This is a genomic window from Prochlorococcus marinus XMU1412, assembly GCF_017696315.1.
GTDB lineage: Bacteria > Cyanobacteriota > Cyanobacteriia > PCC-6307 > Cyanobiaceae > Prochlorococcus_A > Prochlorococcus_A marinus_AF.
This window is the reverse complement of record NZ_JAAORJ010000002.1, coordinates 382,885-403,486: the sequence shown is the minus strand read 5'-3', so window position 1 is coordinate 403,486 and position 20,602 is coordinate 382,885. Positions and strand designations below refer to the sequence as shown.

Below are 20,602 nucleotides of genomic sequence, written 5' to 3'. Positions count from 1 at the left end.
CTTCATTATTACACCTTATTATCCAAGCTTAAAACTAATTATTTTCTTTCTCTTCTTTTTCTTCTTTTTCGATGGTTAAAGAGTTGATAAAAAGCCTTAGACCAATGATGAAAAATGTAATGGACGCTATTGACTTAAGAACTACTTCGGGTAAAAAACTTGATATGGAACCACCTGTTAAAGCTCCTAGTAAACTTGCAAAAACAAGTGCTGAAGAGGATCCTAGAAAAACTGCTAATGGTTTATTTGAAGTGCCGCTTATAGTTAAAGTAGCTAGTTGAGTTTTGTCACCTAATTCAGCTATGAAAACGGTTAGAAATGTTGATAGTAATAAACTTAAAACCATTTATAAATAATTTCTGAATGTTTCATAAGCCAAAAATATACTTATCAATATCATTAAAGTACCAGTAGATAAAGCAAATTTGCTAGGAGATATTTTTTTTGATACCCACTTACCAATAAGAACTCCTACTATGCTAGAGCTTATTAATGCAAGAGAACTTCCAATAAAAACTACTATTGGCCTGCCCGATTCAGCAGAAAGCATTAATGTGGCTATCTGAGTTTTATCGCCAAGTTCAGCAATAAAAATTGTTGTAAATGTCGTTATAAATATTGAAAAAAAACTTTTTTCTAGATTGTTTTCTTTTTTTTCTAATTTACTATTCATTTTTCTGAAATAGCAATTCTATAAGTTTTCATTTCTTTACTTTTGTATCCATAATTTGATGAAATATGTTGTTTACAGCAATCTATTAAAAATTTATCACCAGATTTCAAATATCCTTTAAATGAAGTTGAAAATTCACTTACCCTGCAAAAATGTGGTCTGGTTTCATAAATTAAGCATTTTTTATTTTCTCTGTCCAAATTTTTACACCAACCGTCTTCAGCCGTCATCGAATTTATCAAAGCTATATCTTCGTTGTTAAGTTTGTTAGCCAAATCGCTTCTTTCATTCAAGTCGAATTTACAACAAGCTCCACAATTTTCTATACATGTCCATGATTTCATAATTTAATTCAATCTTGTAACGTATCAGTACAGTTTCGTCATTTATTTGTAAAAATAGTATCACAAAACATATACATTAATCATGGCAACACTTATTCCTTTGGCTGTAGTTGCGTTAGCAGGACCAGCAATAATTGCTCTAGTATTTTACCGTAAATAAAAGAAATTCTTTTTGGTGACCTATCTTGAGGGTGTTTATTGGGATTTAGATGGTACTATCGCAAATACTGAATTAGAGGCCCATTTACCTGCCTTTAATAATGCTTTTATTGACCTTGGTATTGATTGGAATTGGGATACTAATACATATATAAAACTTCTGAAGATAAATGGAGGCAAAAATAGGATTGCTTATTACGCTAAATCTAATAATGATAATTTTTCAGAAGATTTAATTCTCAAAATTCATGAAACAAAGCAGTTTCATTATTTAGAAATTATAAAAAAAAATAGCGTTAGTTTAAAAACTGGTGTTTTTAGATTAATAAATGAATTACATAGAAAAAAAGTAAGACAATTTATTGTTACTTCAAGTTCAAGAATTCAAGTCAATCTACTTGTTGATTATCTTTTTAATGGCTTCAACCCTTTTGAGTTCATTATTTCAAGCGAAGATGTTGAATTAAAGAAACCAAATCCATTACCATATTTAAAGGCAATCCAATTAAGTGGTATAAACAAAAACAATTCTATTGTTTTTGAAGACTCCAATCCAGGATTGAAATCTTCCTTGGCAGCTAACTTGCCAACAATTTTTGTTCCTTCAAATATCCCAATTGTTCTTGAGGAAAATATTAAATTAGATTGTATTTTAGACAGTCTTGGTGATCAGAATAATGTGGCAAATGTAATTAAAGGCCCTAAACTTAAAAAATCATATGTTGACCATAACTTTCTAAGTGATTTTTTAGTGTCTTTTAGTGATGCAAAAAACTAATTTTTCAAAAATTACCTACCAGTTAAATAATTTATTTTTTGGTTTTCTAAGTGATACTTGGAGAACAAAATCTATTGGTCTGATTTCTGTTTTGACAGGTTATTTTTTGTTCGCAAATTTTATTACAAAATTTATATCTGAAGGTAAAAATGAGTTGATAATGGTGCCAATAATTATTATTTTTATTGAAATCATTATAAGAATTAAACCTGCCGCAAGTTCAAAATTTTATTATCTATGGACCGTAGTTGATAAATTAAGAATTGGTGCAATTTATGCCATTATACTTGAAGCATTTAAATTAGGATCTTAAAAGCTACTCTTCTTCTTCTTCTTCAATAGGATAAACAAATCCTTGAGCTTTCCCAGTTAAAACTGATTTACCTAGAGATATAGCTTTTTGAGCTGCTGTCGCTGCTTTTCCTTTCCAAACAGCGTGCCTTTGGTTCCTTTTGCTCTTTGATTTTTTCTTCTTTGGTACAGCCATTCTGTTTCTTTATTTCCATATAATAATATAACCTTTAACTGGTTATCTCCAAAACTTTTGAGTATATTTTGTTTATATACGTCAATTTTTTAAATAAGCATATATGCTTTATTAATAACTTATAAAGATTAGTGTTTAGATCAAAATTCTCATATTCAGATTCTAAATCAAGTTATTCGGATCTTCTAGAAGATATAGAGACAGGGAAAATAGAATCAATATTTTTCTATCCAAGGCAGAGAGAAATTGATGTTCTGTATAAAAATGGCGATAAATTTAAAATACCTATCCTTTACAACGATCAATTAATCCTTGAAAAGGCAACTGAAAATAAGGTAGATCTAACTATTAACAATAGTAGAAAAGAAGCCTCAGCTGCTAATTCATTTGCTTCAATAAGTCTTTTCCTGATTTTCATATTAGCTATAGTCTTAATCTTGAGGAGTACATCAAAATTGGCTTCAAGAGCTTTTGGTTTTACCAAAAATCAAGCTAAATTTGTAACTATTGATGATGTAGATACCAGATTCGATGATGTAGCTGGCGTCCCTGAAGCCGCTGAGGAATTAAAAGAAGTAATAACATTTTTGAAAGAACCAAAGAAATTTGAAAATCTTGGAGCAAAAGTTCCTAAGGGAGTTCTTCTAATAGGCCCGCCTGGAACAGGTAAAACATTATTAGCTAAAGCAATTGCTGGTGAATCAGGAGTGCCTTTTCTCTCAATATCTGCATCAGAGTTTGTAGAACTTTTTGTTGGTGTTGGAGCAAGCAGAGTTCGTGATCTGTTCTCTAAAGCTAAGGAAAAATCTCCTTGTATAATTTTCATCGATGAAATTGATTCCATTGGTAGGCAAAGAGGGTCTGGGATCGGAGGTGGAAATGATGAAAGAGAACAAACCCTTAATCAGCTTCTAACTGAATTAGATGGCTTTGCTGATAATTCTGGGATTATTGTTTTGGCAGCAACAAATAGACCAGATATCTTGGATGCAGCATTATTAAGACCAGGTAGATTTGATAGGAAAATTGAAGTAATGCTTCCAGATTTAGATGGAAGAAAAAAAATTCTTTCAGTTCACTCACTTTCCAAACCACTTTCAAACGAAGTTGACTTAGGATATTGGGCTTCTAGAACAGTTGGATTTTCGGGAGCAGATCTTGCAAACTTGATGAACGAGAGTGCTATTCACTGTGCAAGAGATGAATCTAAATTAATCAGTGATCTTCATATAGAAAATGCTCTTGATAAAATTACCATTGGCCTGAGAAGCTCATTAATAACTTCTCCTAATATGAAAAAAATTATTGCTTATAACGAAGTAGGTAGAGCAATTGTATCTGCTGTGAGAAATGGAATTGAATCAGTTGAAAAAATTACGATTTTACCTAGATCTGGATCTATAGGAGGATATACAAAAATATGCCCTGACGAAGATGTAATTTCTAGTGGATTGATTTCAAAAAAATTATTATTTTCAAAAATTGAAATTGCTCTAGCTGGAAGAGCAGCAGAAACGATAGTTTTTGGTGAAGGTGAAATTACACAATGTTCGATAAATGATATCGCTTATGCGACAAATATCGTAAGGGAAATGGTTACAAAATATGGATTTTCAATTATTGGTCCAATTTCAATGGATTCTGATAATAATGAAATGTATTTAGGAGATGGATTATTTAGAAGAAAGCCTCTCATAGCAGAAAATACCAGTTCTAAAATAGATAACGAAATCATAAACATTTCTAAAATTTCTTTAAATAATTCAATAAAAATATTGAAAAAAAATAGAGTCTTACTAGATAAACTAGTTGATATACTTTTAAATCAAGAAACTATAGATAAAAAAGTTTTTAAATTAACAACTTCTAAATTGTTGAAAGTTTGATTTAATTGCTTTAAATTAAAAAAAATATTTTCTTGATAATTAAAAACAATACAACTAAGTTATTAGTTACACTTTCATTTCTACTTATTCTTCCATTTGTTCAAAAACAATGGTTAAATTTGTATTCACTCAATATTAATGATATTTCCTTTTATTCAATCCTCTACTATTTAAGCGGTGCAATATGTCCATCTTTGGTCTATATAAATTCTATAAAAAACTATACATATTATAATTTTACTAAGGATAAAATCCATAGTATAAAAATAATTAAAGGAAAAAGATTATTATTCTTAGTAGCAATAAATTTAATATTTCTCTCTTACTTAATAGCTGATTATATATATATAAATTTTGATCTTATATTTAATTTATTTCTTGAAGGAATTAATGTACCAAAACCGGATATTCCACAGTTAAGTTTTTTCATATTTTTAATTTCTATCCTATTAATTTTTAAGAAATCTAGGTTTCTTTTAAAAAAAATAATATTGGTAAATTTTATTTTGAATTCTCTCTATATTTGGCATCTTCAAATTAATAATATTAGTGTAGATGATAAGTTTTATATATATAGATATTTTGGCTTAAATGACTTAAATTTAATTAATCTTTTTATCCTAGTTGCCATAGAATTTTCTTTTTATACCTGGTCCTTCCTATCATATAAAACTAATTTGAGTGATTGGATCGTGCCCAAACCTCAAAAAGGGGATTTTATCCCCTTTTTGAATATATTTATTTTTTATTTTTTTATAATTATTTACTACTCAATACTTACTTAAATGTTCCTAATTCTTCTATAGCGCAGAAAAATATTCCTTACTACCTTTGGGGTCCTCTAACATTGTTTTCTCCCCGGGGGTCCAGTTTGCTGGACATACTTCATCAGGGTTTGCCGCAACGTATTGATAACCTTGAAGAATTCTTAGCGTTTCATCTACATTTCTTCCTACAGGAGCCTTGTTAACAGTCGTATGCATAACTACTCCTTCGGGATTGATAAGAAATAAACCTCTATCAGCCTCCCCATCATCATTTAGAACATTGTACGCCTGGCAAATTTCTCTTTTTAAGTCAGAAACTAAGGGATAGTTAATATCACCTATACCACCTTCGTTTCTTGGGGTTTGTATCCAAGCCAAATGACAGTGTTTGCTATCAACTGATACCCCAAGTATTTCCGTATTAAGTGCTGAGAAATCTTGGTATCTATCACTAAATGCAGTGATTTCAGTTGGACATACAAATGTAAAATCTAGTGGGTAAAAGAATAGAACAACCCATTTACCTCTTAGACCTGAAAGTGTAATCTCCTTAAACTCTTGATCATATACTGCTGTAGCACTAAAGTCTGGTGCTTCTTGGCCAACTCTTAAGCTCATGAAAAAATTTGTCCTTGTTTAAATTATGTATGGTCTGAATGACCGTAATAGGTATTATAATTTTATTAATAATGAATTAGCAAGTTTTTTTTTAATTCAATGAAATGGCACTATTCCTTTACTAGGAAATTTACAATTTTGAATCACAATAAACTTTTAAAAAATCTCAAAAAGGAGTTAATTAAATATCCCATTAACAGGCTTGACAATAAAAATTCGAATTAAAATAAATTTTATTTTATTTAAGATTCCTTTAAATTCAACTCTCTATAATTAAAAATATTCTTTTTAATATTTTTTATTATGGCTAAATATATTGAAAGATTAAAGGAAAAAGTTAAAATAAAAAAATTTGATTCTAATCAGCCAGTTGGGGCTTGGGTTTTCGTTGTAATTTTGAATATAGTTGGATTTGCGGGTTATTTTTACTTAAAGGTAAATCATATTCAACTAGGCAGTTAAAAACTTACCTTATTTCCTTTTTAATTGAGCGACAAAAATTTTTTAATCTTTCATTGCTTGTTAAGTCTGGTAAAGTCCAAATTGATTCTGTCTTTGGTAATGGATCTTTGCTCCATTCTTTGAATTCTTCCATTATCGAAGCATTATTTAGTTTTGATGTATACTTTTTTCGTTTATTTAAATATTTTCTTATTACTGTAAGATTTGCCTCAATATATTCCCTCATAATAAATACTTAGTCTTATATTAATTTATCATCTAGCAAGTTCTACTTTAAAGAAAAGATTAACTAGACATTTTGAACTGCTTGAAAAAGTCCAAACGAATAACCTCCTATTAGGATCCAGCCAAGTACACTTGATATTATTGTAGATCTTCTATTATGTCTCCTTAAAGCGGATTCAATCATTTCATTAACTTCATCTCTATTAAGGTATTCTTTCTTGGAGTTTTTTTGCATTTTTTTTTCTTTTTACAATAAACGAATTTATAAAAAAGTGAGCTAAAGATTTTTACTTATCATTAAAAGTAAAATTTTAAATTATAAGATAAGGTATACGAATTGAAGGATCATCTTTTTCTTATACAAACAATGAATATTAATGATAAATCTGTTTTAGAAATGCTTAATAAACTTATTATTATTAATAGGCTAAATAAAAGTCAAATTCTTCAAATGGTGAATTTAGTTTCAATATCAAATGATATCAATGATTTAAAGGATAACTTGAAATGGGAAAGTTCTAAACCATTTCATCAAAATATTTGAAGTACATAAACTTATTGTTTGATAATTATTAATTCTTGAAATTTACATAAGAGATACTTAATAGTCAATTGAATTAATTAAGAGTTTTATAAATAATTTATATAAGCTATTCAAATGAATTTTTGATAGTAATTTTTATTATAAGAAACTTGCTCTTGATTACTATAATTAAGTGTTGTTTTCTTATCCTTGCTAAATGATTTAATTAATATTGTAGAAGTGATTATTATTATTAGTATTATTAGTAAATCTCCAACAGTAATCCCTCTCTCCTTTAGATTCATGATAAAACATATATTTTGTCTAAATATAGCCTTTATTATTTAATAAACTAATATTTTTTACAAACGTGCTAAAAATACATATGAAGGAAATATAAAAAGAATATAAAAATATTGAGACTATAACCTTTTAAGTCATATAAAAAAAATAGATGAATTCATTATATGGAAGTCCAAAAAAAAATTAGTAGCTCTAACACTCCTTATTTTTTCTCTAAAGAGATGATTATCACAAAAAAATCACTTAACGAAAATCAACTCAAATTTACATATCAAAAACAGTTAATCTCAGATCTAGATGATAAGCATAAGGAATGGTCAAAATCGATAAAAAGTAAATTTTAAAAGCTTTCGTTAATTATATTTAAAAGTTTATTTCTTTTAAGTGTATTTTTTTCTTCCCAATTAAGTGTTACTTCATCATTAATGATAGGTTTTGCTTCATAAGCTAGATACCAAAGAATAAATCCTACAGGAAATAATAAAATATGCATAGCAAAATTAGTTGACTTAAATCAAATATAGTGCAACACTTATAATATGCAAGTGTGACACTAATTTTTTTTTAATTATGCCCTCTCCGAGGAAAAGAATTGGTTTTTTACCAAGTGAAGAAGTGCATAAAATTATTGAAAAATTGTGCAATGATAATGAGTATAGTCAGTCAAAAGTCACAGGTTTATTGGTTGAAGAAGCGTTGAGGTCTCGTGGTGTCTTAAAAGAATCTTATGGTCAAAATCATAATGATAAAAGTGATTTTATAAACTTTTCTTTTGGTCACGAAACATTTTCTGAAAATAATAAATCTCCACTTAATGTGGACGAATATGCAGTTAATAAAAAAGTTTTATCTGATGATATTAAAATGATGCATGAATTTATTGAGTTTAAGTTTTTTAAGAAAGTTATGATGCGAAATAATAACATTATTGAATAAATAGTGTCACACTATTAATGTTTATATGAGAATGCTTTTCAATGGAATTTAGGAATTAAGCAAAGATAAATATTTTTGAATATTTCTAATCAACTTCTTAAAGAGGGATCTAAAATAAATTTAATCTTTAAAAATTCAGCGGACTAAATCCTCGTGGAGATATGAACCTTAGTCCGCTTTAAAAAAATAGCAATAAAAAAATATAAATACAATAAGTTTGTAAATTTACTTTTGATTTAAAATTGGAATATAAAAACTCTAAATATAAATGGCAGTAAGTGAATTAAATGAAGATACCCAGGATCAAATATGTGATCTTCTTGAAAATCTTCAGCAAATAGAGAAACTTAAAAATAAAGATATACGAATTTTGCTTGATAAGATAGTCAGAAAATATGGAGGAAAAGTAGTAAATAAATGAAACGCCTATTAATCTCACTATTAGTTTTGCTTCCTTTACCAAGTGTTTTAAATAGCTCCCACTTAGATAATCAGAGAGAACTTATAGTTACCTCAGAAAGCACTAGGGAATCAATCGAGTTGGCAAAATACCTTAAAGATAATGGTGTAGTTAAATATTCAGCATATTGGTGTCCTAATTGCCTTAATCAAAGTGAATTATTTGGTAAGCAAGCTTATAGAGAACTTAATGTAGTTGAATGTGCAAGAGATGGCATAAACAGTCAAACTCAATTATGCATTGATAAAAAAATTAAAGGGTTTCCCACATGGGAAATAAATGGAAAACTAATTTTAGGTGTACTTTCACTAAAAGAATTATCAAAGTTGACTGGATTTAAGAATTAAGGAAAATGTAAGATGATTAATGGTTAGATATTAAAGGTTATTTATTGTGTACCTTTCATAAATCCTCCAGCTGGATAGTTAATTACTTTTTTTGATATTAATCCAATACTTAATGCAACTATTCCAATACCAAATAAAGCTCTTGATCTTTTGCTTTAGATGAGATACTTATTTGTGTAATTATAAGTACTAAACAGTAGGGATTATTAAATTATAAAGTTGATTTTTTTTTAAAGAATTAACAAGTAATCCTAAATCTATAATTTTTTAAAATAAGTTTTAGATATTAGATATCTTGAAAAATCCTTAATCAATAAATGCATATATAACTTTTTTTTCACTATTTTTAGTTTGTATTTGACAGTCTTTTTATAATTAAAATGAGACTTTTATATTTTTATGAAAAATAAAAATTTTAATGTGACTCAAGGAATGGCTTTGTTACTTTTGAAACCATTAAATTTACCCGCTAACTATGTCCTAAATCTCATAATTTATATAACTAATCCTAGTAACAATATTGGATACTAATAGTCTTCCCAAACTGGTTTGGTTCTCCTCCAACCTTGAGCGATTAACTTTCTCCATTCATCTCTAGCTTTATCAACTTTAAGTTCCTCTCTGGTTGTCATAAGAGGGGGTTCTTTTCCTAAAACACCAAGAATTCTTCCAGAGTCAATAAACATATATTCAAAAAATTTATCTTTATTTTGATTATTCTTTGAAAATCTTTTAACCCTTGAACGATTTGAATTTATAAGCCAAAAAATTTCTGTCAATCTTACTTATTTTATGTTTTCTCAATTGGAGCCATTGTTAATCCTTTGCTTAATAGTTGCTCATGATATAGCTCTGCCTGTTCAAGATCACCTCTCCACACCTCTGCAGATCCTGTCTTGTCAACTTTGATGGTTAGATCCCATGCCCTTTGTTCACTCATGCTTGGGATTATTGTTAGAAGACAATTTGCGACATGCTGAAAAGTATTAAAATTGTCATCAAGAACTATAACTCTTGCTACTGGATATTTTGCTTTAGATTTTTTTGGATCTAAGACTGTGCCGAGTGAATTAAACATTATTGTTTTCAATAGTTAAATTAAAACTTCACCTATGTTCTTCAATTGAAAAGTATTGAAAATGTCTCGAGCGTGACTTGAACACGCGACCTGCGGGCTATGAATCCGCCGCTCTAACCAGCTGAGCTACCGAGACATGGGAATATTGTAAGACATTGGTTGTACTTAATTACCATTTTTAAAATTTATTTGTTTGTGCGCCTCATATATAGCAATTCCGCATGCTACAGAAAGGTTTAGACTTCTAACGCCTTTTTGATCATTGTTACTAGTCTGTATATTCGGCATAAATATTGATATTAAAAAGTCGCTTTTATCAATTATGGAATCGGGTAATCCTGAATCTTCTCTACCAAATAGCAAAATATCATCTTGCTTAAATTTAAAATCCTTCAAATATAATCCATTCTTTTTACTAAAAGAAATTATTCTTTTTGTTGATTTTGACGCTAAAAATTTTTCAAAATTCTCATACTGATTAACAGTAACTAGAGGCCAATAGTCTAATCCTGCTCTTTTTAAATATTTGTCTTCTATTTTAAAACCCAAGGGCTCAATAAGATTTAAAGGTATATTAAATGCAGCACATGATCTGGCTATATTACCAGTATTTTGTGGGATTCTAGGTTCAAAAAGAGCGACTTCCAATTTTAAGTAGGTATTTCAATACTTATTTCATCTATTTTGATTGCTCTGCCGTTTATAGCCAGCCAATTATCTTTTGATATTTTGGTTATTCTCTTTTGAAGTTCGCCAATTCTTTCAATATATGTATTACCAATTTTATATTCAGAGACCAAACTCCAACCTACTTGTTCTCCAACAATAATTGTTATGCTTTTTCTTATAGTTAAGAGACTTATAAGTGAATTCATTTTTGTTGACCATTCATTTTGTTCCTTGCCTATATTTTTCATAACGAATCCGCCAATAGAATCTATTAATAATGGACCTTCTTCTTTCCTTAATGTATTTAATAGATCTGTCGTTTCTATTAATTTCCAATCTTTTGGCCTTCTTTTTCGATGTGAATTAATTTTATATTGCCATTCTTTATCATCCAAATTGTTTTCAGATAAGGCGACATATGATAATTTATTTACATCCTTAGCAAGATGCTCCGCGAATTCACTTTTGCCACTCTTTGTCCCCCCTGTAATAAAAACTATATAAGATGAATATTCACTAATACTTAAATCCTTAGCATTCATAAATTCTCTATTATTTAGAGAAATACCACCATGTTGCTAAAGGAATAATTGTGGCAGCAATTAACAAACCTATAACTATATAAGTAGCAGTCGAACTCTCAGTATCTTTTGATCTCATAGTGTTAAAATTTGGATCCACTACAGGGTTGTCAATAGATGAGGGCTGACTTTTTTCGTAATTTATAACAGTCTTCTGTTGAGTAATACCAAAATATTTATTTAAACTATTAATTTCATTTGCGTAGGTAGCCGAAGGGACAAGAATAAAAATAAAGCCAGTAAAGATAAGAGAAAGTATATATTTATTGATGTTTAGGTTCATTTTGAGAGGTTTTGGTTAATTATATATTAAAAACCATATGTTTGAGTAATTTTAAATGTACTAAACAATATAATATTTGCATAATTTAATTAGAAATAACATATTTAAAATATGGGATTCAATGGGAAATCATTAATATCAGTCGGTGTAATACTTTTTATTTTTCAGATAGCAAATTTCATTTCAATAGAAACAATCACTCCTGAGCTTGAAAGAGCACAAGTGTTAGCTGCAATAGCTTCGTTATTTATTATTTTGATAGGTTTTTTATTTAAACAATTCCAACCCATAGCTGGTGAGAAAGCTGTTTTAAAAGGAGAAAATAAGTTTCTCTTCGATAGAAACATGCCGGATGAAGTTATTGATGAACTTGCATGGGGTTCTGAAGCAATATTAACTTCTACAGCAGCAGCAGCAATATTAATCCACAATGATGGCGTCAATATATTAAGGAGGGGTATCACTTCAAGTAATAATTTTAAACCTGGGGAAACTTGTCTGAGATCTATTAAAGATATGAAATTAATATCATTGGCAAACACTAAATTTTATCCTGGAAGAGATGAATTTTATAATTTTTGTGCTGAAATTCCATCTATTTTAGTTGTACCTATAAATAATAAGGCTTTCATATTGATTGGAGGCTGGAGTGCTAAGTGTTTTACCAAGTCTGATGAAAAATGGATTAATAACTGGTCCAAAAAAATTAATAATATTTTCTCAAAAAATAAAATTTAAAAATATATTATTGATTTAACTCTTTTATCTTTTGCTTTAAAGCTTACTGATTCATTATTTAAATTATAGAAAGCATTTTCTGAGTTTATTTCATATGTATTCTCGTTATTTTCATCTTTAATTATATATTTTACTGGATTGAAAAATTCAATTATGTTATCTGAACCCAATATGGCTTTTCCTGAATTTAAGATGATATTTTGATTTTCAAATCTTATATTACCCTCTAGTAGATAGTTAGTATTTTCTATATTCCAAATAAAATTATCAGCATTTAAAATATCCTCATTCTTTTTTAAAGTTTTTAATTTAACATTCCCTTTCATTTTCAAGAGTTTATTGTTGTCTGATAATGTAGATTCTTCTGAACTAATAATATATTTAGTTTCTTTCCCATTAAGAATGTTAATAATAGGTTTTTTTAATTCGAATTTTAATTCAATATTGTCATAACTTGAATTTGGACTGGTAATAGAATATATTTTATCTCCACTTTTAGAGAAAATAGTCATATCTAAACTGTCTATTTTTTGTATAACTTTATTTTCATCAATTACATTTGGGGTGCAACCAAGCATAAATAATGGAAGGAAAATTATTAATCTATAATTTTTGCTCATACTCAAGTTTATTTATAATTGGATTGGGTTTAGGAAGACTTGAGTTGTTAACTAATAATCCCCAAATTAATTGTTTTTTCCAAGGAGTCTCCTCCGTGTATATAGAACCAAGTTGTTCATTAATTTTTATAGATAAATCGGGCAATAAAGGTAGTAATAATAATCCTATTATTCGTGTACTTTCTAAAACGTTATAAATAATTTCTTTAACTAGAGGTAGATTATCTTTCTCTTTTATTAGCAGCCATGGCTGATTATCATTCAAATACAAATTTGTATTAATTGCTAGGCTAAGTATTTCATTAGCTGCTAAATCTAATTTGTAGTTATCAAAGTTATAAATATAGTTCTCAACTGCAATTTTGGCAAAATTCTCTAATTTATTTTCACTTAAAATTTTTTCATTATTTGGCACTTTATTATCAAACCATTTTCTAGACATAGATGATGTTCTATTTAATAAATTACCAATTGTATTAGCTAAGTCATTATTGATGATGTCAACAAATCTTTTATCTTGAAAATCTCCATCATTTCCTAGTGATATGTCTTTAATGAGGTACCACCTTACAGGATCATTTCCATATTTTGTAAGCAATAAATCAGGGTCGAGTACATTTCCTAAGCTTTTACCCATTTTTTGTCCCTCTCTTGTAAGAAATCCGTGGCCAAAAACTTTTTTTGGAACTTTCATTTTGGCAGAAATGAGCATTGCAGGCCAATATACAGCATGGAATCTCAGAATATCCTTACCAATTAAATGAACATCAGCTGGCCATCCTCTATTAATTGATTTTTCCAATGAATGTTCTGTCTCATCAGAACTAATGGCACTTACATATCCAAGTAAAGCATCAAACCACACATAAAAGGTATGGTTATCGTAACCAGGGACTGGAATTCCCCATGTAACATTTGTTCTTGAAATTGAAAAATCCTTTAAACCTCTAGAAACAAAATTTATAATTTCATTCTTTCTTTCTATTGGCTCTATAAAAGAAGGTTCGTTGATTATTTTCTCGATTTCTTTTTGATATTTTGAAAGCCTAAAAAAGAGATTCTCTTCATTTTTCCATTCTAGATTTTTTTGATGTATTGGACATTTGTATGTTGATGAGTTTTCTGGATTATCTTTAAATTCTTCACAACCGACACAATACCAACCTTTTTGAACTCCCATATAGATATCATCTGATGCTTTTACTCTTTCATAAAATTCATTAACAACAAATTCATGATTTTTTGAGCTTGTTCTTATAAATTTGTCAAACGATATATTCCAATCATTCCAATTATTATTAAAGACTTCTGAGATTTCATCACAATGTGATTTTGGTTCAATTCCCTTTTCAAGAGCTGTTCTTTGTATTTTCAAACCATGTTCATCAACACCCGTGATAAACATAACATCTTCACCTGAAAGCCTTTTATACCTAGCTATTGAGTCACAAATTATTGTTGTATATACACTTCCTAAATGAGGTTTATCATTAACATAGTATAAAGGTGTAGTAATGACAAAAGTCATAAGGTTTTTTTATTTATACTAACAGATATTTTTTAAACTAATAACAACTCATTATGTTTATTATCTTACTAATAAATAAATTCTAAAAGATTATTATCATTTATAATATATTTAACTTTATATATTTTATTACTATATATTTCTATTGATACAAAAAGAGTAATAAGTATTTCTAGTGAATAATCTGGAAAATAAACCAAAGCAATATTTTTTTTATGATTAATCCACTTAACAAATATTATTTTATAAAAAGGTTTTTTTTCATTCTTAAAAAATAATTTTAAATACTTAAATCTATCATTTTTAAATATATTATTATTCTCTAATTGTCTATTTTTTGAATAATCAAGAATTTTAGAGACTGAATCTTTACTTAGAACTTCGTAATTATTAATTTTGTTATAGACTTGCCTTTGTATAATCAAATCAAGATATCTTCTTAATGGTGATGTACATTGTACATACATTTTAAGGCCTAATGATTCATGGATTCCTGGCTTAGTAGTGATGTAACTTCTTCCCATATATTGTTTTAGTATTATATATTTAATATCACTATCATTATATTTATTAAGTATTTCAGATGGATCGCAGTTTATTTTTTGAATCCTAAATGCAGCCGCTAAATCATATTTATCCATAAATAAACTTGTTACATAACCCATTAGTATCATTGATTCTGCAACTATAATCTGCGATATTGTTTTCTCTAATTTAGTTAGTATAATCTTATCCTCATATAATTTAATTTTATTATTAGGACTTTCAAAAATAATTGCTCCTTGTTTCTTTCTATATGTAATACTTTTTTCTAATAATTTTTTAATCTCAATTAATTCTATTTCTTCTTTGGGTTCTATTTCTAATATTTCATTTGCATCTTCATATGTTAATTGATATTTTGGTTTTATTATTGCTTCAGTTATTTCATATTTATTTATTGATCCATCGTCATTGAATTCTATTGCTGCACTAATAGTTTCTGAAACTTTATTTTGAGCTAGATTTGCCTTCTCAAGAATATCTTTAGGAAGCATTGGGACATATTGATCAATTAAATATAAACTGCTATTTCTCTTTCTTGCATTTAAATCAACATTAGAATCATGCAAAAAGAGTTTGCATGGATTACTAATATGTATCCATAAATTTTTTTTATTTCCTTCTTTTATTTCTAATGAAATAGCGTCATCAACCTCATGTGGATCATCAGAGTCAATAATATATGTTTTTAAATTTGTTAAATCTTTCAAATATTTGAAATATTAATTATAGTGCCAACTATATTCAATATGAAATTATCCTTCAGGATTTACGAAGGGTAAAAGAGCTACAATTCTGGCTCTCTTAACAGCTAATGTGAGATCTCTTTGTTGCTTAGAGGTTAAACCTGTCATTCTTCTTGGTAGGATTTTTCCCCTCTCAGTTATGAATTTTTTTAGTAGCTCTACATCCTTATAGTCAATAGGATCCCCTGGTTTGATAGGTGATAATTGTTTTTTAAAAATTGAATTAGGCATGATTTGATTTGATTACTTAATTTCTTTGTGAATTGTCATTCTGTTTAAATGAGGATTAAACTTTTTTAGTTCTAATCTTTCGGTTGTATTTCTACGATTTTTTTCAGTAGTATATCTTGAGACACCATTTGATCTCTTAGGATCTGTGCTTGTTCTAGCTTCAGTACATTCCAGGGTCACTACAACTCTTGTCCCTTTTTTGGCCATTTTAATTAATACTTTATTGTATAATTTTCTATTGTACATCTTCAACAAACTTTTTTGAAGATATACTTATTTCTTTTATCATCATTGATTAAAAAATATATATGAAAGTTTCTCAAAATTGGTTGAAAAATTTAGTAGAAATTACTTCTACTCCTGAAGATCTCTCTGAGAAATTATCTATTGGTGGATTTGAGGTTGAATCATTAGAAGATTGTTCAAAAAATGTAAATGGTGTTGTTTTAGGTAAGGTATTATCTGTTTTAAAACACGAAGGATCTGACAAACTTTCAATTTGCCAAGTCGATATTGGTAATTCAAAGAATTTACAAATTATCTGTGGTGCGCGCAATATTAAACCAAATATTTATGTTTATGTTGCTACTGTTGGCGCGAAATTAAATGCAGTTGATTTAACTATTAAAAGAAGTGAAATTAGAGGTGTAATTAGTGAAGGAATGATATGTTCACTGCAGGAACTGGGTTTAGAAGACTCTAGCGAAGGGATAGAGATAATTGATGATGATTTGGCTCTAAATCATGAATTGGGTACTCCAGCGTCTGACTTGCTTCAATTAAATGATTTTATATATGATTTAGCTATTACAGCTAATAGACCTGATGGAATGTCTGTTATTGGTATAGCCCGTGAAATTTCTGCCCTTTTAGAATCCACCTTAAATTTTCCAGAATTAAACCATAAATACAGCATTGATTTACTTAAGGGAATTAAACTTTGTCCACAGGCTATAGAATCTAATTGCATTTATACAATAAGCTGCATTGATGGAGTAAATGGAGAGAAATTATCGCCAAATTGGCTTAAAGACCGTATAGAAAAATCAGGTATAAAATCTATTAATCTTCTAGTTGATTTGACAAATTATATTCTTTTAGAACAAGGTCAACCTTTGCATGCGTTTGATAAAGATAAACTGTCAAACTTAATTGGTAAGGAAGTTTGTCCAGAAGATTTCTCTGTAAGAAAAGGCAAGAATAATGAAAGCCTTATTTGCTTAGATGGTAAAGAATATGACTTAAATGACCATATCACAGTTATTACTTGTTGCGATAAACCGGTAGCTATTGCAGGGGTTATTGGCGGTTTAGAGACTTCTGTAGGTAATACTACCTCATCTATTTACCTTGAAGGCGCTGTTTTTAATCCAGTTTCTATAAGAAAATCTTCCAAGGCGGTTGGCATAAGAACAGAATCTAGCAGCAGGTATGAAAAAGGGATTTCATCAAAAAATACAATAATTGCAGTAACAAGGGCAATTAATCTTTTAGAAAAATATTTTTCTATTAATTCACCAATCATCAATACTTCAAATTTAATAAGTAATGAGGATATATTTATTAAACTACGGAGAAATCGAATACATAAAATTCTTGGTCCATTAGTAATTAACGATCAATATGAAAAAAGAAATTTATCTGATAATGAAATAGTTGATAAATTAACACTCATAGGTTGTACTTTAAAGAATAAAGAATATGGCTGGGATGTAGCAGTAATTCCTAATAGATCACATGATTTAATAAGAGAAATAGATTTAATTGAAGAAATAGCTAGATTAATAGGGTATGACAGATTCGACTTAAAACTTCCTAATCCAATTAAACCTGGAAAATTGTCATCAGAACAGTTGGCATTGAGAAAAGTAAAAAATGGTTTTATAGAAAATGGTTTTAACGAGGTACTAAGCTACTCTCTTGTTCCTGAAGATGATGAAAAACTTATAAAGATTTCTAATCCTTTGTTATTAGAAACAAGCTGTCTTAGAGATAATATCTGGAAAGAACATTTGGAGATAGTGAACCGTAATATAAAAGCTGGACAATCAAGTTGTTATATATTTGAAATTGGAAATGTTTTTCAAAATAAAACTGAGTTCATTCAAGAAGAAGTTTTGAATGGTGCGATTTATGGAAATAAAAAATTTGGGAAATGGGTAAATTCGGGTAAGGATAACGATCTTAATTATTTCCAGGCCAGAGGAAAGTTAAAAGAGGCTTTATCTTGCTTGAACATAAAGATTGATGATAAACCTACTGATTCAATTGATTTTCTTCATCCAGGAAGAACAGCGAAATTAGTTATTGAAGGGAAAGATGCAGGTTATTTTGGTGAAATACATCCCAAACTAATATTAGAAAAGAAGTCATTAAAAAAAGTTTATTTATTTAATATAAATGTTTCTAACCTCTTAGGAGCTAGTACAAGAAAAAATAAATGGATTCCAATATATAAGCAATACGCAACTGTTCCGAAAATGGAAAGGGATATTAATTTTGTTTTCAGTAAGAAATTTTTAATTAGCGAAATAACATCACAAATAAGAAAAACAGGAAAAAATCTCTTAGAGGATGTAAATTTACTGGATGTTTTTGAAGATTCTAAATTTGGAGATGATCATATAAGTTATACATTTAGATTATCTTATAGAGATAAAGATAAAACATTACTTGATTCAGACATTACATCAATACATTCAAATATCATTTCTAATGTTGAAAAATGCTTTAACACAAAACTGAGAAATTAATCGTATTATTATTCTCATATGAGACCATAAACTAGTCTATATATGATTCTTATATTAGATAGATAATAATCCTATAAAAGTAATTAATGTTGTATGATAAAGTTCATGATTAATCTGATATCTCTACTTCTATCTTCAGTGCTGTGGGTACAGGTCCCTCAGTGGTCAGATGATTGGTCAAAATGTGCTGTTGATATACCAGATGCATCATGTCATTGGTATGTAACTGCACCAGATAATACTTTTGGCGAAGGCTTTGATTGGGCGAGCGCCCCTTGGTTTGATGCTAATGGATTAAGTGATGTACCTAGTATTGATAAACAAACTGCCACTGAAAAGCTTCAATCTAAGTAGTACTGTCTTTAAGGCAGTACGGAGGCTCATAAAAAGCCCTTATAGCAATGCTTTCTAGCCCTTATTAATTTCTTGGACATTTAAAGGACATAATTTATTGATTTATTATTCAATTTTTAATTTTTCCCAGGCATTAAGCAGTTTGGGCATGATTCATTCAAATCGATTAATTTATTTATCTTACTTATCTATTTTGAGACTATACAATAGACTTATAATAAGTCTTATTTAAGAATTGCTATACAAAGAAATTTTTATTTTTTAAAAGCAAATTTTGTCTTGATTTCATTAATACATATTTTTTGCTTACATAAATTTGAATAAAAATAATTGATTAAAATTGGAAATTATTTGCTTCACAGCTATCTTATATGAGACTATTAATTAGACTTGTAATTAGTCTTATATGGGAATTACTATACTAGTCTCTATATAGATTTTTTAGCAATTGATACGCTTCATTTAATTTTCTCATTTGATCTGTTGATCCTCCAGCATCTGGATGTGTCTCTAAGGCTATTGATTTATAGGCCTCCCTAATTTTACGGAATGTATGAGCTGATCCTGCTGATGTTGATAAATTCAATAATTTAAGTGCTCCATGTACTGTCATTGTTGAGTCCAAAGTTTCAAATGAATTTGATCTATTATTTCGCTTAAATCTACTTACAAACCTTCTCATAAGTGTTGGTATTCTATTTATCAGATCTGATGTTGCAAAAGGGTCTTCTAAAACGCCAATCATTAATAAAACAATTTCAAGTGATGGATTTTTCTTTATCCAAAATGGGCATAATTCTGACATTAATTTATTGGCTGCACTCCAAGTAAAGGGTAGATTTTCAGTCCCATCAAGATTTGGCCATATATCCCTTTCAAACCAATCCATTGAAGCTTCTACTACATGGTCATTAGGAACTGATCCATATAGTGTTTTCCAATGACTAATTAACTCAATTCGACATTTTATTAATTCAGTTTCTTTGATTGTATTAATTTGAATATCATTAATATTCTCCTTTAATTTTTCACTATTAATACTTCTTCTTAGATTCTTTACTTTTTTTTCAACGAAATTGGGAAGGCTTATATTTGAGTTGGCTGTTTCTTTATATTGATTGTTATTTGTAGATCTTTTATTTAAAGATATCTCATTAACTTCATTTTTTACGTCTGATTTAATTAATACCAATGCAGTATCTTCATCAATATTTAAATTTTCATTAGTATTCTTATCGTTAAAGTCTATTTCTTGCTGTTGGTTTTTAGGTAGTAAATCATCTTCTTGAAGAAGTTCTTTAAGTATCTTTTCTATTACAGGTCCTCTTGCTCTAAATCCCCACTCTTTTCGTAATTGATCAAACCTGGAAATTAGTTCCTCAGGTAAATCAATTGAAATTCTTTTTGTATTTGAATTTTCAGGACTATTCAATAATATTTTCTTGAAGAGTATGGAATTTATTTAATTTTATTCAAAAAATATTGAAAGTCCATAAGGAATATTGTTTTT

General features: G+C 28.4%; 31 protein-coding genes and 1 tRNA gene. 12 read left to right on the top strand and 20 right to left on the bottom strand.

Annotated features, from left to right (window positions below):
- Positions 1-34: 34 nt before the first annotated feature.
- Genes HA152_RS05110 through HA152_RS05100 form a run of 3 tightly spaced genes read right to left on the bottom strand, consistent with a single transcriptional unit; the run spans position 35 to position 1,017 of the window.
- On the bottom strand, positions 35-346 hold the full coding sequence (locus tag HA152_RS05110) for a TMEM165/GDT1 family protein (RefSeq protein WP_209134228.1): 312 nt from the start codon (positions 344-346) through the stop codon (positions 35-37).
- Positions 347-673: a TMEM165/GDT1 family protein gene (locus tag HA152_RS05105; RefSeq protein WP_209134226.1), complete on the bottom strand. Its 327-nt coding sequence runs from the start codon at positions 671-673 to the stop codon at positions 347-349.
- Positions 670-1,017, bottom strand: coding sequence for a YkgJ family cysteine cluster protein (locus tag HA152_RS05100; protein ID WP_209134224.1), 348 nt, complete (start codon positions 1,015-1,017; stop codon positions 670-672). The genes HA152_RS05105 and HA152_RS05100 overlap by 4 nt, the downstream gene beginning before the upstream one ends.
- A gap of 175 nt (positions 1,018-1,192) precedes the next feature.
- Here HA152_RS05100 and HA152_RS05090 point away from each other — a divergent pair, with 175 nt between their 5' ends.
- The gene (locus tag HA152_RS05090) at positions 1,193-1,954 is read left to right on the top strand and encodes an HAD-IA family hydrolase (protein WP_209134222.1); all 762 of its coding nucleotides are present in this window, start codon (positions 1,193-1,195) and stop codon (positions 1,952-1,954) included.
- Entirely contained in the window at positions 1,941-2,267 is a 327-nt protein-coding gene (locus HA152_RS05085; protein ID WP_209134221.1) for a DUF565 domain-containing protein, read from the top strand. Before HA152_RS05090 ends, HA152_RS05085 begins: the two co-directional genes overlap by 14 nt.
- Positions 2,268-2,270: 3 nt before the next feature.
- Here HA152_RS05085 and rpmF read toward each other — a convergent pair whose 3' ends face one another.
- Complete coding sequence (gene rpmF / locus HA152_RS05080; RefSeq protein WP_209134219.1) at positions 2,271-2,441, bottom strand: 50S ribosomal protein L32; 171 nt, start codon at positions 2,439-2,441, stop codon at positions 2,271-2,273.
- 131 nt (positions 2,442-2,572) lie between these two features.
- On the opposite strand from rpmF, the gene ftsH reads away from it, so the two are divergent.
- The gene (ftsH, locus tag HA152_RS05075; protein WP_209134216.1) at positions 2,573-4,327 is read left to right on the top strand and encodes an ATP-dependent zinc metalloprotease FtsH; all 1,755 of its coding nucleotides are present in this window, start codon (positions 2,573-2,575) and stop codon (positions 4,325-4,327) included.
- An 800-nt stretch (positions 4,328-5,127) separates the two neighbouring features.
- Here ftsH and HA152_RS05070 read toward each other — a convergent pair.
- The gene (locus tag HA152_RS05070; RefSeq protein ID WP_025881525.1) at positions 5,128-5,712 is read right to left on the bottom strand and encodes a peroxiredoxin; all 585 of its coding nucleotides are present in this window, start codon (positions 5,710-5,712) and stop codon (positions 5,128-5,130) included.
- 303 nt (positions 5,713-6,015) lie between these two features.
- Here HA152_RS05070 and HA152_RS05065 point away from each other — a divergent pair, with 303 nt between their 5' ends.
- Positions 6,016-6,174 carry a hypothetical protein gene (locus HA152_RS05065; RefSeq protein WP_209134214.1) on the top strand — a complete coding sequence of 53 codons (159 nt, stop codon included), beginning with the start codon at positions 6,016-6,018 and terminating at the stop codon, positions 6,172-6,174.
- 4 nt (positions 6,175-6,178) lie between these two features.
- Here the strand turns inward: HA152_RS05065 and HA152_RS05060 are convergent, their stop codons facing one another.
- Both HA152_RS05060 and HA152_RS05055 read right to left on the bottom strand, forming a co-directional pair.
- Complete coding sequence (locus HA152_RS05060) at positions 6,179-6,400, bottom strand: hypothetical protein (protein WP_209134212.1); 222 nt, start codon at positions 6,398-6,400, stop codon at positions 6,179-6,181.
- A gap of 63 nt (positions 6,401-6,463) precedes the next feature.
- Complete coding sequence (locus HA152_RS05055) at positions 6,464-6,634, bottom strand: hypothetical protein (RefSeq protein WP_209134210.1); 171 nt, start codon at positions 6,632-6,634, stop codon at positions 6,464-6,466.
- Positions 6,635-6,766: 132 nt separating this feature from the next.
- On the opposite strand from HA152_RS05055, the gene HA152_RS05050 reads away from it, so the two are divergent.
- Positions 6,767-6,943: a hypothetical protein gene (locus HA152_RS05050; protein ID WP_209134208.1), complete on the top strand. Its 177-nt coding sequence runs from the start codon at positions 6,767-6,769 to the stop codon at positions 6,941-6,943.
- A gap of 446 nt (positions 6,944-7,389) precedes the next feature.
- Entirely contained in the window at positions 7,390-7,569 is a 180-nt protein-coding gene (locus HA152_RS05045) for a hypothetical protein (protein WP_209134206.1), read from the top strand.
- Here the strand turns inward: HA152_RS05045 and HA152_RS05040 are convergent.
- The gene (locus HA152_RS05040) at positions 7,566-7,718 is read right to left on the bottom strand and encodes a hypothetical protein (RefSeq protein ID WP_209134204.1); all 153 of its coding nucleotides are present in this window, start codon (positions 7,716-7,718) and stop codon (positions 7,566-7,568) included. The two genes, HA152_RS05045 and HA152_RS05040, sit on opposite strands and share 4 nt — an antisense overlap.
- Before the next feature lie 77 nt (positions 7,719-7,795).
- On the opposite strand from HA152_RS05040, the gene HA152_RS05035 reads away from it, so the two are divergent.
- The 3 genes from HA152_RS05035 to HA152_RS05025 all read left to right on the top strand — a co-directional run bounded on the left by HA152_RS05035 (position 7,796) and on the right by HA152_RS05025 (position 8,968).
- Complete coding sequence (locus HA152_RS05035; protein ID WP_209134202.1) at positions 7,796-8,161, top strand: hypothetical protein; 366 nt, start codon at positions 7,796-7,798, stop codon at positions 8,159-8,161.
- 268 nt (positions 8,162-8,429) lie between these two features.
- Entirely contained in the window at positions 8,430-8,582 is a 153-nt protein-coding gene (locus HA152_RS05030) for a hypothetical protein (RefSeq protein ID WP_179850853.1), read from the top strand.
- Entirely contained in the window at positions 8,579-8,968 is a 390-nt protein-coding gene (locus tag HA152_RS05025) for a hypothetical protein (RefSeq protein ID WP_209134200.1), read from the top strand. Before HA152_RS05030 ends, HA152_RS05025 begins: the two co-directional genes overlap by 4 nt.
- Before the next feature lie 527 nt (positions 8,969-9,495).
- On the opposite strand, the gene HA152_RS05020 is transcribed toward HA152_RS05025, so the two are convergent.
- From HA152_RS05020 to HA152_RS04995, 6 genes are all read right to left on the bottom strand, one after another.
- Positions 9,496-9,747 (bottom strand): DUF1651 domain-containing protein, encoded by a 252-nt coding sequence (locus tag HA152_RS05020; protein ID WP_209134198.1) that lies wholly within the window; start codon positions 9,745-9,747, stop codon positions 9,496-9,498.
- An 11-nt stretch (positions 9,748-9,758) separates the two neighbouring features.
- On the bottom strand, positions 9,759-10,046 hold the full coding sequence (clpS, locus tag HA152_RS05015; RefSeq protein ID WP_209134196.1) for an ATP-dependent Clp protease adapter ClpS: 288 nt from the start codon (positions 10,044-10,046) through the stop codon (positions 9,759-9,761).
- Between the two features lie 62 nt (positions 10,047-10,108).
- Positions 10,109-10,182 (bottom strand) — tRNA-Met (locus HA152_RS05010).
- 29 nt (positions 10,183-10,211) lie between these two features.
- Positions 10,212-10,694 (bottom strand): tRNA (cytidine(34)-2'-O)-methyltransferase, encoded by a 483-nt coding sequence (locus HA152_RS05005; protein WP_209134194.1) that lies wholly within the window; start codon positions 10,692-10,694, stop codon positions 10,212-10,214.
- 2 nt (positions 10,695-10,696) lie between these two features.
- A complete protein-coding gene (locus HA152_RS05000) occupies positions 10,697-11,257 on the bottom strand; it encodes a bifunctional adenosylcobinamide kinase/adenosylcobinamide-phosphate guanylyltransferase (protein WP_209134192.1) in 561 nt (186 codons plus the stop codon).
- 10 nt (positions 11,258-11,267) lie between these two features.
- On the bottom strand, positions 11,268-11,579 hold the full coding sequence (locus HA152_RS04995) for a fusion glycoprotein F0 (protein WP_209134190.1): 312 nt from the start codon (positions 11,577-11,579) through the stop codon (positions 11,268-11,270).
- 111 nt (positions 11,580-11,690) lie between these two features.
- Here HA152_RS04995 and HA152_RS04990 point away from each other — a divergent pair, with 111 nt between their 5' ends.
- The gene (locus tag HA152_RS04990; protein WP_209134188.1) at positions 11,691-12,317 is read left to right on the top strand and encodes a cofactor assembly of complex C subunit B; all 627 of its coding nucleotides are present in this window, start codon (positions 11,691-11,693) and stop codon (positions 12,315-12,317) included.
- Here the strand turns inward: HA152_RS04990 and lptC are convergent.
- From lptC to rpmG, 5 genes are all read right to left on the bottom strand, one after another.
- Complete coding sequence (gene lptC / locus HA152_RS04985; RefSeq protein ID WP_245211206.1) at positions 12,314-12,937, bottom strand: LPS export ABC transporter periplasmic protein LptC; 624 nt, start codon at positions 12,935-12,937, stop codon at positions 12,314-12,316. The genes HA152_RS04990 and lptC overlap by 4 nt on opposite strands.
- Positions 12,921-14,465, bottom strand: coding sequence for a methionine--tRNA ligase (metG, locus tag HA152_RS04980; protein WP_209134186.1), 1,545 nt, complete (start codon positions 14,463-14,465; stop codon positions 12,921-12,923). The genes lptC and metG overlap by 17 nt, the downstream gene beginning before the upstream one ends.
- A gap of 68 nt (positions 14,466-14,533) precedes the next feature.
- Entirely contained in the window at positions 14,534-15,718 is a 1,185-nt protein-coding gene (locus tag HA152_RS04975) for a ribonuclease catalytic domain-containing protein (protein ID WP_209134183.1), read from the bottom strand.
- A gap of 45 nt (positions 15,719-15,763) precedes the next feature.
- Complete coding sequence (gene rpsR, locus HA152_RS04970) at positions 15,764-15,985, bottom strand: 30S ribosomal protein S18 (protein WP_002806014.1); 222 nt, start codon at positions 15,983-15,985, stop codon at positions 15,764-15,766.
- 12 nt (positions 15,986-15,997) lie between these two features.
- Entirely contained in the window at positions 15,998-16,192 is a 195-nt protein-coding gene (gene rpmG, locus HA152_RS04965) for a 50S ribosomal protein L33 (RefSeq protein WP_002805540.1), read from the bottom strand.
- Between the two features lie 101 nt (positions 16,193-16,293).
- On the opposite strand from rpmG, the gene pheT reads away from it, so the two are divergent.
- Positions 16,294-18,738 carry a phenylalanine--tRNA ligase subunit beta gene (pheT, locus tag HA152_RS04960; RefSeq protein ID WP_209134181.1) on the top strand — a complete coding sequence of 815 codons (2,445 nt, stop codon included), beginning with the start codon at positions 16,294-16,296 and terminating at the stop codon, positions 18,736-18,738.
- Positions 18,739-18,843: 105 nt separating this feature from the next.
- Positions 18,844-19,092, top strand: a complete 249-nt coding sequence (locus tag HA152_RS04955; RefSeq protein WP_209134179.1) for a hypothetical protein — start codon at positions 18,844-18,846, stop codon at positions 19,090-19,092.
- A gap of 421 nt (positions 19,093-19,513) precedes the next feature.
- Here HA152_RS04955 and HA152_RS04950 read toward each other — a convergent pair whose 3' ends face one another.
- The gene (locus tag HA152_RS04950; protein ID WP_209134177.1) at positions 19,514-20,524 is read right to left on the bottom strand and encodes a molecular chaperone DnaJ; all 1,011 of its coding nucleotides are present in this window, start codon (positions 20,522-20,524) and stop codon (positions 19,514-19,516) included.
- Between the last annotated feature and the right edge of the window lie 78 nt (positions 20,525-20,602).